A 12,403-nucleotide genomic window follows, 5' to 3' on the forward strand; every position below is an offset into this window, starting at 1 on the left:
GATGGATACGCCACTTCGTAAAGACCAGGAATCCCCACTGCGCGGTGTACGCGCCAACATTGTGCAATCCATTCGCGCGTTTCGCGTGCAGGATCTGCAGGATGCAGCGGCCACGCTGGGGCACCATTTTCTTTACGCCAACCTCGCCCACGCACAGACCAAACAGGATGTGCTGGATTTGATCGCCCAGCAGTTCACCTTTCCGTCGCATTTCGGCAAGAATTTCGACGCCTTGTCGGACTGCCTGACGGACCCGCTGCACAAGTCTGGCCCGCAACCAGGCTTTATCGTGGTGCTGGAACAAATTCCTGCCACCGCCAAATTCGACAAGGAAGCCCGCGAGCAACTGCTCGATGTCTTCCGGGACGTGGCGGACTACTGGAACGACCGGAAAATACCGTTCCGCTGTTTCTATTCTTTTCTGTAGCCCGTTCTGCAAACCCCAGCCAAGCAGAACGGGCGAAAGAGGCTACCGAAGCACCAGCCGCGGTGCAAGGCATCGACATGGGTGCCGACATGATCGAGAAAATGCCGACCGACAAGTTGGTGGACATTTCTCCGATGGCGCTGCGCATGAGCAGCCCCTTCAATTCGGGGTATTGGCTTACGGCGGCTTGATCCTCTGAAAGCTATTTTGCGCCTCGCCAAACCCGCCCTCGTGGCGGGTTTGTTATTTGTGTCTTGTGCGCCGATGCGATGGCAACGGGCCGCTATAGTCGTCTGCCCTTGGTTTGTTGCACGCCATGTCCAAAGAAAAAACCCTCTACACCTGCTCTGAATGCGGCGGCTCCACGCCCAAGTGGCTGGGAAAATGCCCGCACTGCAATGCGTGGAACACGCTCACGGAAACGGTTGCAGCGGCCGCAGCAGGGAAAAATCGTTACGGCAGCGCTCAACACACCGGGCTGAACGCAGCCCAGCCTGTGACGCCCCTGTACGCCATCGAAGCCAACGAGGTAGCGCGTACCCCGAGCGGTATTGAGGAGCTGGACCGGGTGCTGGGCGGCGGCATTGTCGAAGGTGCCGTGGTGCTGATCGGGGGCGACCCAGGCATTGGTAAATCTACCCTGCTGCTGCAGGCGCTCGATGCGTTGCATCGCGCGGGGCTGCCTACTTTGTACGTCACCGGGGAAGAGAGTGGCGCCCAGGTGGCGCTGCGCTCGCGCCGCCTGGGCTTGCACGAGAGCCAGGTCAACGTGCTGGCTGAAATCCAGCTGGAAAAAATCCTGGCCACCCTGGAGGCAACGCAGCCTGCCGTGGCGGTGATCGATTCCATCCAGACCGTGTATTCCGATCAACTGACGTCGGCCCCGGGCTCGGTCGCCCAGGTGCGTGAATGTGCGGCGCACCTCACGCGGGCGGCAAAATCCTCGGGGGTGACCATCATCCTGGTGGGCCATGTCACCAAGGAAGGGGCGCTGGCCGGGCCGCGCGTGCTGGAGCACATGGTCGACACGGTGCTGTATTTCGAGGGGGATACCCATTCAAGTTTTCGGCTGGTGCGTGCCATCAAGAACCGTTTTGGTGCGGTGAATGAGATTGGTGTTTTCGCCATGACCGAGCGCGGACTCAAGGGCGTGACCAACCCCAGCGCCATTTTTCTCAGCCAGCACAGCGAGCCGGTGCCGGGCAGTTGCGTGCTCGTGACGCTCGAGGGAACCCGCCCCATGCTGGTCGAGATCCAGGCCCTGGTTGATGGCGGTGGCCCCAATCCCCGGCGCTTGTCGGTGGGGCTGGAGCGTGATCGCCTGGCGATGCTGCTGGCCGTGCTGCACCGCCATGCGGGTGTGGCGTGCGCCGACCAGGATGTGTTTGTGAATGCGGTGGGGGGCGTACGCATCAGCGAACCGGCGGCCGACCTGGCCGTGATGCTGGCCATCACCTCCAGCTTGCGGGGCAAGGCGCTGCCCAAAGGCTTCTTCGCCTTTGGCGAAGTCGGGCTGGCTGGTGAGGTGCGCCCCGCGCCCCGTGGCCAGGAGCGGCTCAAGGAGGCCGCCAAACTGGGCTTCAGCGTGGCCGTGGTGCCGCGTGCGAATGCCCCCCGGCAACCGGTGGAAGGGCTGGCCATCCATCCGGTCGAGCGCATCGAGGAAGCCATGGAGGTGGTGCGCGGCCTGACCTGATTTCCAGTGGGGTTCCTGGTAGGGTAGATAGCCCCGCAGGCCCCTTAAAATCAGCGGTTTTGCGAACCCAGCAATCCAAAGGACACCTATGAGCCCCGTAGTACCCTCGATGGCCGATCGTGACGGCAAGATCTGGATGGACGGCCACATGGTCGATTGGCGCGATGCCAAGATCCATGTGTTGAGCCACACGCTGCACTATGGCTGTGGCGCCTTTGAAGGCGTGCGCGCCTACAACACGGTCCAAGGCGCGGCTATCTTTCGCCTGGAAGAGCACACGGAGCGTTTGTTCAACAGCGCCAAGATCCTGCGCATGAAGATCCCGTTCACCAAGGAAGAAGTGAACGAGGCCCAGAAGGCCGTCGTGCGCGAGAACAAGCTCGAATCGTGTTATTTGCGCCCGCTGACCTGGATTGGTTCGCAAAAACTGGGCGTTTCGCCCAAGGGCAACCAGATCCACCTGATGGTGGCGGCCTGGGCCTGGGGCGCTTATCTGGGCGAAGAGGGCATGCAGCGCGGTATCCGCGTCAAAACCAGTAGCTACACACGCCACCACGTCAACATCACGATGACGCAGGCCAAGGCGGTGAGCAACTACACCAATTCCATCCTGGCGAACATGGAAGCGCTGGACGACGGTTACGACGAAGCCTTGTTGCTGGATGCGTCGGGCTTTGTCTCTGAAGGTGCGGGTGAAAACATCTTCGTCATCAAAGGCGGTGTCATCTACACGCCGGACTTGTCGGCCGGTGCCCTCAACGGCATCACGCGCAACACCGTGTTCCACATCGCCAAGGACCTGGGTCTGGAAGTGGTGCAAAAGCGCATCACACGCGACGAGGTGTACATCGCTGATGAAGCCTTTTTCACTGGTACCGCAGCCGAAGTGACGCCCATCCGCGAGCTCGACCGCATTGAAATTGGCGCAGGCTCGCGAGGGCCCATCACCGAAAAAATCCAGAGTGCGTTTTTTGACATCGTCAACGGCCGCAATCCAAAATACGCCCACTGGTTGACCCGGGTTTAGGCGGGTTCCGCCTCCATGCGCATCGTTCATCTGCTTCTCACCAGCAGCTTTGCCGGCAGTGAGAGGCATGCTATCGAGCTGGCCAATGCGCAGTCACAGCACCACGAGGTCACGCTGGTTCTGCGCCGGTCGGTCCGCAGCGGCATGCCCGGGGGCTATGCCCACCGGGTCGACCCTCGGGTCAAAGTGCTTTGGGTGGGCCGTTGGCTGGGGCGATGGCAGGCGCGTCGCTTGGTGCGCCAGCTGCGTCCGGATGTGGCCCATGCACACCTCAGTGACGGGAGCAAGGCGCTGGGGGGTGCACCCGACCTGCGGAGCCGGGTTTTGCGTGTCGCCACGCTGCACATGCGCTACAAGCCCCAGCAGCATGCGCACCTGGATGCACTGGTGGCCATCGCGCCGTGGCAACTGGACGCCATACCGTCGCCGCTGCGCGAACACACCGCCCAGATCGACAACTGGACCCTGCCCTATCGACCCGCAGCCGATGCTCGCCAGCGCCTACGGGCCGAGCACGGCATTGCATCCGATGCCTGGGTGTTCGGCTCCATGGGACGTATGGAGCGTACCAAGGGCTTTGACCTTTTGGTGGACGCCTTTGAACGTGCTGCCCTGCCGGGCGCGCACCTGGTGCTTGTGGGCCAGGGCGCTGAACTGGAGGCCTTGCGTCAACGCAATGTGCCGGGCGTCCTCCTGCCCGGGTTTTGTGAGCAGCCGCAGGACTGGATGGCGGCGTTCGACGGTTTCATCAGTGCGGCACGCGAAGAATCCTTTGGCCTGGTGTTTCTGGAGGCCATGGCGGCAGGGTTGCCCATCATCGCCACGGAAACGCTGGGTGCGAAACATCTGAGCGCCGCGCTGGACGCGCGCATGGTGCCGTTGGAAGACGTTGGCGCGATGGCCGACGCCCTGCGTGCCATGTATGCGCAGCGCCCGCACCGCAGCAATCGTTCCATGGAGCGTTTCAGCATCGACGCCAAGCTGTCGGAGCTGGAAGCGTTTTACCGCCGCGAGACAGCGCTGGCCGGTGCAGAGCCGTGCGCGCCAAAGATGCACCAACGGTAACCTGTGCCCGTGACGAAATGAAAGACAATCGCACAGGATCGTGGCGCGGCCTGACGTCCGCAGCCAAGACCCCTTCTCCACAACCTCTGCCATGCACACAATGAGTCAGAAAAGCATCGAACTACAGGCCAAAGATCTTGACCCCCAGGGCAATATCGCCTGCCCCAACCCGCAATCGGGCATTGCCCTCTGGAATGGGCACCCCAAGGTCTATCTGGAAGTGGCGGGCACCGGCCAGGCCGTTTGCCCTTATTGCGGCACCGAATACCGCTTGCGCGCGGGTGAAAAGGTGGCTGCTGGGCATTGAACACGCAAGACGTGCCTTCAATTCCCACGTACCAGCCCCTTTTGTTGTCAGAGCCTGATCTTCGCCGGCGCTGCAGTGCCTTGGCAGCGTTCCTGCTGCCGGCGCTGACTTTGGCAGTGCCATCTGGCTACGCCTATGGCATTGCACTGCTTGCCTTGTGTGCCATGTCCACGGCACCGCAATGGCTGCGCCAGTCGTTCGAGTCTCCATCGGCTCGGTGGCTCATGCTGGTTTTTACCGTCATGGGGGCGGTCTGGCTCTACGGCGGCGACCTGTCCAAGGGGTGGGGCATTTTGAACAAACCGTCCCGCTACCTGCTGGCGGTAGTGTGTATTCCATTTGTCTTCGCTTTTCCGCCCCGGGGGCGGTTTTTGCTGCTGGGCATTGCCGTGGGCGCGGCGGGCGGGGGGCTGAAAGCGCTGTGGGACGTCCAGGTGCTTGGGCATGATCGCGCCTGGATTGATTCTGCCACCCGGTCCAGCGGCGCCATCCAGTATGGCAACCTGAGCGGTCTCTTCGGTCTGATGTGCTGGACGCAGTGGGTGGTCTGCATGGACCGCTGGCGCTGGCAGCCGCGGCTGTTGATGGGTGTGTGCGCCCTGCTGGGCCTGCTCGGCTCGCTGCTGTCGCAAACCCGCGGCGGTTGGCTGGCCTTGGCGCTGTGCATGCTGCCCTTGTCGTGGCTTTTGGTGCGCCACCTGTGGGGGCGGCGGGTGCTGGTGGGCGGTGCAGGCCTGCTGGCCTTGGTGCTTGTGCTGAGCTGGTACCAGGCGCCGCAGCTCGAGCAGCGCTGGGAGCAGGCGCAAAGTGAAATGAATGGGTATGTGGACGAAGGCAATGCGCGCACCTCGGTAGGCCAGCGCCTGGACCACTGGCAACTGGCGTGGAATATGGGCCTGGACCGGCCGTTGGGCGGCTGGGGCGAGGTGGGCTACCAGCAGGAGAAAAAGCGCCGTGTGGCGGCGGGGCTGGCCCACCCGATCGTGCTGCAGTTTGGGCATGCACACAACGAGTGGCTGGACATGTTTGCCAAGCGCGGTGTGCTGGGCCTGGGTGGATTGCTGCTCTTTTATGCCGTTCCACTGGCCTTGTTCTGGCCCACGCGCGTGCGCGTTCTGGGGGCGGATGGCCTGGTCGACCGGCAGGCGCTGTGCCTGCGCCTGGTGGGGGTGCTGCTTCCCTTGGGTTACCTGGGCTTTGGGCTGACGCAGGTGTTTCTGGCCCATTTCAACGGCAACATGGTCTATCTGTTCATGGTGTCGTTTACGCTGGCGGCGCTCCAGCCGACTGCGGCCGGGCAGGCGCGTTCACGGTAAAGTCTTTACACCAGCTGCTGTAGCCGGGCCTGGGCTTCCTGGCCCATGCGCGCGATCAGCTCGGCGGCTCCGGGCAGGTCGTGCACCAATCCTACAGCTTCGCCCACGGTGACATGGGCGGCGGCATAGTCGCTCGCTTGCCAGCCAGCGTCGTACAGGGCGCGGGCTTCTTCAGGATGGGCGCGCAGTGTGTCGATGCGGCCTTCCCACTGGCGGTGCAAAGCGTTGCGTACGGCGCGGAAATCGTAGGGCTCGGGCCAATTCTTGCGACGCAGAATGTCAAAGATGGCGGTGCGCGCCGTGCCGTCGCCATCGGTTTGCAGGGCGATGGCTTTGGCGCTCGCCGGGGCCAGGCTTTCCTGCGTGGCCCACAGGCGCGAGCCCACCAGGGCGCCATCGGCACCCAGCGCCAGTACTGCCGCTAGCGTACGGCCATCGGCAATGCCACCAGCGGCCAGCAGCAAGGTGCTTGGCGCGTGGCGGGCCAGCCAGTCGGCCAATTCCGGCACCAAGGTCAGGGTGGCGCGCCCGTTCAGCGCATTCAGGCTGTGTCCGCCCGCTTCGGCACCTTGCGCCACGATGACGGCAGCGCCTGCTTCGATGGCCTCGGGGGCTTGTTGCATGCACTGGATCTGGCAGATCAGGGCCGCGCCGCTGGCCGCAATGCGCGGTGCATAACGGCGTGCGTCGCCAAACGACAGCATCACGGCGCGCGGGCGCTGCGTGGGGGGCAGGTCGAGCACCCAGTCCAGCGCCGAGGCGTCTTCGTCGAGTTTCCAGGTGATGAAGCCGCAGCCGATGCGGCCGGTGTCGGCGGCCTCCAGTGCCAGCCGGTATTCGCGCTGCGTCCAGGCCAGATCGCCATAGCCACCACCCACCAGGCCGAGGGCGCCCGCACGGGCACAGGCGCTGGCCAACGCGCCGCCCGAGGCCAGCGCCATGGGTGCCAGGGCGATGGGGGTGGTCAGACCAAAACGGGTGGAGAAACGGGAGTGTTGCAGGGCAGTCATCGCGCCATTCTCGCGCCATCAGCGCAGTGGTGCTGCTCGAAGCCATGGTTGCGGTGCAGCAAGTTGAAAGAATGCTCTTAAAAAAAGAGCTGCCAGCGCTTGTTGATATGCACGTTCAATGTGGAAAGTATCTAAGACCCTCTGGAATAAAGCGGTAACAGCTCACTATTTTGTAGCGCAAGGTGTGCGCTGCATTGACCCGCCTCACGCGCTCACGCCGCTGCCTTGGTGCAGCGGCAGGCGCAGCACAAAACAGGCACCGCCGCCGGCGTGGTCTTCGCAGTGCACGCTGCCGTGGTGGCGCCCGGCAATCGAGCGCACCAGGGCCAGGCCCAGGCCGACGCTGCCGGCGCTTTCGCTGGCGCCGGGCAGGCGGTAAAACGGCTCGAAAATGCGTTCGCGCTGGTCCGGCGGCACGCCGGGGCCCCGGTCGCAGACACGCACTTCGGCCATGGTGCCCAGGCGGCGCACCACGACGGTGATCTCGCCCTGGCTGTAGCGCCGCGCGTTCTCCAGCAGGTTGCGCACGGCGCGGCGCAGCAGCTTGGACACGCCGGCCACTTCCAGTGCGTCGGTGCCGGCGTCCAGGTCGGCATCCACCCGGGCACACTCCTCCGCCGCCAGGCCCACCAGGTCCACCGCCTCGATGGTGCCCACATCGGCCTCGTGGGCGTCGAGGCGGCTGGCGAGCAAAATTTCGTCCACCAGCTGGTCCAGTTCGGCAATGTTGCGCAGGATTTCAGCGCGAAAGGCGGGCGCGGGCTGACCCGTGCCCATGAGTTCGAGCCCCATGCGGATGCGCGTGAGGGGCGAGCGCAGCTCGTGCGAGGCATTGGCCAGCAAAGACTTGTGCGAGCGCATCAGGGCTTCGATGCGCGTGGCGGCGGCATTGAACTGGCGCGACAGCTCGGCCACTTCGTCGTTGCCATGGACCGGCACACGGGCGGACAGGTCGCCCTCGCCAAAACGTTGCACGCTGCGCTGCAGCACGTCCAGGCGCCCCAGCAGGCGCCGGATGATGGGAAACACCCCCACGGCCACGGCCAGGCCGACCAGGCCCAGCATCCACAAAAAACCAAACGGCGGGCGCGTCCAGAAGGCGGCATCCTGGCGGTATCCCCCTCCCGGTGGGCGTTCCCCCCGGGGCGGGCGGGGGCCAAACTGCAGGCTGTAACTGCGGCCGTCCTCGCCTTCGATCTGCAGTTCCACCCCTTCTTCCCGCGACCGCCTGGGGATGCGCGTGGCCACGCCCGTGACCAGGGTTTTGCCCATGTGATCGCGCAGCACCAATTCGCGGCCCTGCGGCACCTCGGGCTGAATATTTTGCTCGGCAGCCACGCGCCAGGCCCAGCCGACCAGCAGCGTGAGCACCGCCACGCCCCCGACCACGGCCAGCCAGATGCGCAGGTACAGACGGCGGGAGAACAACGAGAACATGGCGCGGTCAGTCCTGCTGCTTGGCAAACACATAACCCACACCGCGCACGGTGAGGATGCGGCGCGGGTTCTTCGCGTCCAGTTCGATGGCCGCGCGGATGCGGCCCATGTGCACGTCGATGGAGCGGTCGAAGGCTTCCAGTTCGCGCCCGCGTACGGCCTCCATGATCTGGTCGCGCGTGAGCACGCGGCCCGCGCGCTCGGCCATCGCGACGAGCAGGTCAAACTGGTACGAAGTCAGCTCGCAGGGCTGGCCACCGACGGTGACGATGCGCGCATCGCGGTCGATTTCCAGCGAGCCAAAGCGCAGGGTTTGCACGGCGGGCGGTGCGCCATCGGTGCGGCGGCGCAGGATGGCGCGGATACGGGCGAGCAGTTCGCGCGGCTCAAAAGGTTTAGGCAGGTAATCGTCGGCGCCGATCTCCAGGCCGATGATGCGGTCCATGGGGTCGCCCTTGGCGGTCAGCATGAGCACCGGCACCTGCGCTGCAGGCCCCTGCAGTGCGCGGATGCGGCGGCACACCTCCAGCCCGTCCATGTCGGGCAGCATCAGGTCAAGAATGACCAGGTCGGGCAGACCGCTGCTGCCCGGCCCCTGGAGTTGGGCCAGGCCGCCCGCGGCGTCACCGTGGTGCGTGACCTGCATGCCCGACTGGCCCAGGTATTCGCCCACCATCTGTGCCAGGCGGGCGTCGTCTTCGATCATCAGCAGTTGCGTGGCCATGGGTTCAGTGCAGTCGGGTTGTCAACGTGGGTACAGCGTGCCGCCGTGCTGTCAGGGGGGGGTGTCGTGGGAGTAAAGCCCCGGTAAACGCGGGAGTGCATGAAGGAATTGGAAGCTATGAAATCAGGAGCTGTCAGCGCTTGATGGCTGGGCGTTGGAGTTTGTTTTGATACGAGAAGCCAGCCCTACCAGTACCAGCACCGGTGCCCCCAGTAGCGCGGTGGCCGTAAAGAACTGTGCGTAGCCAAAGGCGTTGACATAGTCCCCGGAGAACCCGGCAATGAACTTGGGCACCAGCAGCATCATGGAGCTGAACAGCGCGTACTGCGTGGCCGAGTAGCGCACATTGGTCAGGCTCGACAGGTAGGCAATGAAGGCCGCCGACGCAATGCCGCTGGCCAGGTTGTCGGCCGACACCACCGCAATCAGCGCCGTCACGTCGTGGCCGTACCCCGCCAGCCAGGCGAACAGCAGGTTGGTGCAGGCGCTCAGCACGGCACCCAGCATCAGGATGCGCATCACCCCCAGGCGCATCGACAGCACGCCGCCCACAAAGGCGCCCACCAGCGTCATGATGACGCCATACACCTTGGTCACGGCGGCGACCTCGTCCTTGGTGAAACCCATGTCCACATAAAACGGGTTGGCCATGATGCCCATCACCACATCGCTGATGCGGTACACGGCGATCAGCGCCAGGATGAGCGCAGCGTGCCAACCGTAGCGGCCCAAAAAATCGGTAAACGGCTCGACCACGGCGCCCCTGATCCATTCGGCTGCGTCTTTGGGCGGCGGCAGTTGCATCGGTGCGGGCTCGCGCGAGAACAACACCGTGACCACACCCACCGCCATCGAGGCGGCCATGGCCAGGTAAGCGGCCCGCCATGCGCCGTTCTGGTACACCGCCACCCCCTGGGCCACGGCCTGCCCGAGGGCGGGAGCCACCTCGGAGCGCGCCGCAATCCACAGCACCCCCGCACCGGCCCAGATCATGGCCAGGCGGTAACCCGTCTGGTACGAGGCGGCCAGCGCCGCCTGGTGGTTGGTGTCCGCCGATTCGATGCGAAAGGCATCGAGCGCAATATCTTGCGTGGCCGAGCCAAAGGCCACCGCCAGCGCGCACCACACGATGGGGCCCAGGGTGAGGCGCGGGTCGGCCAGCGCCATGCCCACCAGCCCGGCCACCACCATGCCCTGCGACAGCAAAAGCCAGCTGCGCCGCCGCCCCATCAGCCGGGTCAGCAGCGGGATGGGCAGGCGGTCTACCAGCGGCGCCCACACCCACTTGAAGCCATAGGCCAGCCCCACCCAGCTCAGGTACCCGATGGTGCTGCGGTCAATGCCCGCCTCGCGCAGGCGAAAACTCAGCGTGCCCAGTACCAGCAAGAGGGGCAGCCCAGCAGAGAATCCCAGCGTCAGCATGCGCAGGCTGGCGGGTTCCAGGTACACGCGCAGGGTCTGCAGCCAAGGGGTGCGGGGCGGGCTGTCGGGGGGCGTGGTTGCGTGGTTGTCTGGCATGAGGCAGCGTGGTTTTTGTCTATTATTCCTGCATGTGCCTGTTCTGCCCCACTCCCACAGCTGCGCCTTCGTCCCCTTGGTCTGCCCGCCGGGCCTTTTTGCTGGCGGCTGGCGCCAGTGCGGCCGCGCCGGTGCTCGCCCAGGTTGATGTGGGTTCAGCCTCCGGCGTGCGCCGCCTGGTACCGGCTGAAACCCTGGAGCAATCCGCCGTGCAGCAGTACGGCCAGTTGCTGGCGCAGGCCCGCGCCCAGCGTGCGCTGGCGCCGCCTGGGCATCCCCAGCTCGAAAGCCTGCACGCCATCGCACGCCGCCTGATTCCCTTTACCGCGCCCTGGAACGACCGTGCCCGCAACTGGCGCTGGGAGGTCAACCTGATTGGCAGCAAACAGGTCAACGCCTTCTGCATGCCGGGCGGCAAGATCGCTTTCTATACCGGCATCCTGGACCAGCTCAAGCTGACCGAGGACGAGACCGCCATGGTCATGGGCCACGAAATGGCCCACGCGCTGCGCGAACATGCGCGTGAACGTATTGCCAAGACGCAAGGCACCAACCTGGCGCTGCGGCTGGGCTCGCAGCTTTTGGGGCTGGGCGACCTGGGCAATGTGGCGGCCAGTTTGGGCGGGCAACTGCTGTCGCTGCAGTTCAGCCGGTCGGACGAAAGCGAGGCGGACCTGGTCGGGCTGGAGCTGGCGGCACGCGCTGGCTACGACCCCTCGGCGGCCGTTACCCTGTGGCAGAAGATGGGCAACGCCACGGGCAGCAAACAGGGCGGGCTGGCGTTTCTGTCCACCCACCCTTCGGGCCCTGCGCGCATCCGTGAGCTGGAGCAGAACGTGCCCAAGGTGCAGGGGCTGTACCAGGCGGCGCGGCGCAATGGGTGATTCTGCTATTTAGTTAATAGCTTTTTGCGCTTGTCTGTCGGGCGTTAGAAGCCGAAATGACCTGAAAAAGCGAGGTGGAGTTTGCGGGCGGCTGCACAAGCCGCCCGCAAACCCCTCAGGTTCCGCTGACGTAAGGGTTGCTTTTGCGTTCGCGCCCGAAAGTGCTTTCCGGGCCATGCCCGGGAATAAACACCGTCTGGTCGCCCATGGGCCACAGGCGCTGCACGATGCTGTCGATGAGCTGCTCGTGGTTGCCCTGCGGGAAATCCGTGCGGCCAATGCTGCCGGCAAACAGCACGTCGCCCACAAAGGCCCGGTCGATCTGCGGGGCGTGGAACACCACATGGCCGGGCGTGTGGCCCGGGCAATGGCGCACATGGAGCGTCTCGTTGCCGATCTGCACCTGGTCGCCATCGGCGAGCCAGCGGGTGGGCGTGAAGTGCTGTGCGGGCGGAAAACCGAACATCGCGCTTTGCTGTGGCAACCCGTCAATCCAGAACTGGTCGCCGGGGTGCGGCCCAACGATGGGCAGTTGCAGGCGCTGGGCCAGCTCGCCCGTGCCTCCTGCGTGGTCGATGTGGGCGTGTGTGAGCCAGATTTGCTCTAACGCCACCCCCAGCCGCTTGGCATGGGCCAGCAGTGTGTCCAGATCGCCGCCTGGGTCGATCACGGCGGCTTTGTGGGTGGCGTCGCACCAGACAAGGGAGGCGTTTTGTTGAAAGGCGGTCACAGGGACGGTGAGGTACTGGAGCATGGCGGTGGGCAGGTAATGGATAGCAAAGCTTCAAGGTCAGAAGCACGGTGGTAAACCAATGGTGCAAGTGTAGTTTTGCGGGTGATCGGGGACGTCAAGTGCCAGAAAAGCCAATTTAAGACATACTTATTGCGCCGTTGCATCTGGTTGCAGTTTCGGCTCCGGTGCATGCGATCGGCGGTCGTGCTCCCCCGGTGTTGCCGACCCTGAACGACCCGAAAAAATGGATTGCCGAGCG

General features: G+C 64.6%; 13 protein-coding genes. 8 read left to right on the forward strand and 5 right to left on the reverse strand.

Going from position 1 to position 12,403, the window contains the following annotated elements:
- Position 1 precedes the first annotated feature (1 nt).
- The 7 genes from ACYVOC_RS00490 (at position 2) to ACYVOC_RS00520 (ending at position 5,838) form a co-directional block, all read left to right on the forward strand.
- The gene (locus ACYVOC_RS00490) at positions 2-427 is read left to right on the forward strand and encodes a barstar family protein (RefSeq protein WP_116005418.1); all 426 of its coding nucleotides are present in this window, start codon (positions 2-4) and stop codon (positions 425-427) included.
- 62 nt (positions 428-489) lie between these two features.
- The gene (locus tag ACYVOC_RS00495) at positions 490-618 is read left to right on the forward strand and encodes a hypothetical protein (protein ID WP_461160520.1); all 129 of its coding nucleotides are present in this window, start codon (positions 490-492) and stop codon (positions 616-618) included.
- A 125-nt stretch (positions 619-743) separates the two neighbouring features.
- Positions 744-2,123 carry a DNA repair protein RadA gene (radA, locus tag ACYVOC_RS00500; protein WP_116005417.1) on the forward strand — a complete coding sequence of 460 codons (1,380 nt, stop codon included), beginning with the start codon at positions 744-746 and terminating at the stop codon, positions 2,121-2,123.
- A gap of 88 nt (positions 2,124-2,211) precedes the next feature.
- Positions 2,212-3,150, forward strand: a complete 939-nt coding sequence (locus tag ACYVOC_RS00505) for a branched-chain amino acid transaminase (RefSeq protein ID WP_461160521.1) — start codon at positions 2,212-2,214, stop codon at positions 3,148-3,150.
- Between the two features lie 15 nt (positions 3,151-3,165).
- Positions 3,166-4,215 (forward strand): glycosyltransferase, encoded by a 1,050-nt coding sequence (locus ACYVOC_RS00510; protein WP_461160522.1) that lies wholly within the window; start codon positions 3,166-3,168, stop codon positions 4,213-4,215.
- Positions 4,216-4,315: 100 nt separating this feature from the next.
- Positions 4,316-4,522, forward strand: a complete 207-nt coding sequence (locus tag ACYVOC_RS00515) for a zinc-finger domain-containing protein (protein ID WP_116005414.1) — start codon at positions 4,316-4,318, stop codon at positions 4,520-4,522.
- 80 nt (positions 4,523-4,602) lie between these two features.
- On the forward strand, positions 4,603-5,838 hold the full coding sequence (locus tag ACYVOC_RS00520) for an O-antigen ligase family protein (RefSeq protein ID WP_461160523.1): 1,236 nt from the start codon (positions 4,603-4,605) through the stop codon (positions 5,836-5,838).
- Positions 5,839-5,843: 5 nt separating this feature from the next.
- On the opposite strand, the gene ACYVOC_RS00525 is transcribed toward ACYVOC_RS00520, so the two are convergent.
- From ACYVOC_RS00525 to ACYVOC_RS00540, 4 genes are all read right to left on the reverse strand, one after another.
- Positions 5,844-6,848: an NAD(P)H-dependent flavin oxidoreductase gene (locus ACYVOC_RS00525; RefSeq protein WP_116005412.1), complete on the reverse strand. Its 1,005-nt coding sequence runs from the start codon at positions 6,846-6,848 to the stop codon at positions 5,844-5,846.
- A 204-nt stretch (positions 6,849-7,052) separates the two neighbouring features.
- Positions 7,053-8,285 (reverse strand): HAMP domain-containing sensor histidine kinase, encoded by a 1,233-nt coding sequence (locus tag ACYVOC_RS00530; protein ID WP_461160524.1) that lies wholly within the window; start codon positions 8,283-8,285, stop codon positions 7,053-7,055.
- A 7-nt stretch (positions 8,286-8,292) separates the two neighbouring features.
- Complete coding sequence (locus ACYVOC_RS00535; RefSeq protein WP_116005411.1) at positions 8,293-9,009, reverse strand: response regulator transcription factor; 717 nt, start codon at positions 9,007-9,009, stop codon at positions 8,293-8,295.
- Between the two features lie 123 nt (positions 9,010-9,132).
- Entirely contained in the window at positions 9,133-10,527 is a 1,395-nt protein-coding gene (locus ACYVOC_RS00540) for an AmpG family muropeptide MFS transporter (protein ID WP_461160525.1), read from the reverse strand.
- A gap of 32 nt (positions 10,528-10,559) precedes the next feature.
- Between ACYVOC_RS00540 and ACYVOC_RS00545 the strand changes: the two genes are divergently transcribed.
- Complete coding sequence (locus ACYVOC_RS00545) at positions 10,560-11,411, forward strand: M48 family metallopeptidase (protein WP_116005409.1); 852 nt, start codon at positions 10,560-10,562, stop codon at positions 11,409-11,411.
- A gap of 115 nt (positions 11,412-11,526) precedes the next feature.
- On the opposite strand, the gene ACYVOC_RS00550 is transcribed toward ACYVOC_RS00545, so the two are convergent.
- A complete protein-coding gene (locus tag ACYVOC_RS00550) occupies positions 11,527-12,165 on the reverse strand; it encodes an MBL fold metallo-hydrolase (RefSeq protein ID WP_116005408.1) in 639 nt (212 codons plus the stop codon).
- Between the last annotated feature and the right edge of the window lie 238 nt (positions 12,166-12,403).

The organism is Simplicispira piscis, from assembly GCF_054783455.1.

Coding starts and splice junctions, on each gene's coding strand:
- ACYVOC_RS00515 (WP_116005414.1), top strand. CDS start 4,316: ATGAGTCAGAAAAGCATCGAACTACAGGCCAAAGATCTTGACCCCCAG.
- ACYVOC_RS00535 (WP_116005411.1), bottom strand. CDS start 9,009: ATGGCCACGCAACTGCTGATGATCGAAGACGACGCCCGCCTGGCACAG.
- ACYVOC_RS00505 (WP_461160521.1), top strand. CDS start 2,212: ATGAGCCCCGTAGTACCCTCGATGGCCGATCGTGACGGCAAGATCTGG.
- ACYVOC_RS00490 (WP_116005418.1), top strand. CDS start 2: ATGGATACGCCACTTCGTAAAGACCAGGAATCCCCACTGCGCGGTGTA.
- ACYVOC_RS00550 (WP_116005408.1), bottom strand. CDS start 12,165: ATGCTCCAGTACCTCACCGTCCCTGTGACCGCCTTTCAACAAAACGCC.
- radA (WP_116005417.1), top strand. CDS start 744: ATGTCCAAAGAAAAAACCCTCTACACCTGCTCTGAATGCGGCGGCTCC.
- ACYVOC_RS00510 (WP_461160522.1), top strand. CDS start 3,166: ATGCGCATCGTTCATCTGCTTCTCACCAGCAGCTTTGCCGGCAGTGAG.
- ACYVOC_RS00525 (WP_116005412.1), bottom strand. CDS start 6,848: ATGACTGCCCTGCAACACTCCCGTTTCTCCACCCGTTTTGGTCTGACC.
- ACYVOC_RS00530 (WP_461160524.1), bottom strand. CDS start 8,285: ATGTTCTCGTTGTTCTCCCGCCGTCTGTACCTGCGCATCTGGCTGGCC.
- ACYVOC_RS00540 (WP_461160525.1), bottom strand. CDS start 10,527: ATGCCAGACAACCACGCAACCACGCCCCCCGACAGCCCGCCCCGCACC.
- ACYVOC_RS00545 (WP_116005409.1), top strand. CDS start 10,560: ATGTGCCTGTTCTGCCCCACTCCCACAGCTGCGCCTTCGTCCCCTTGG.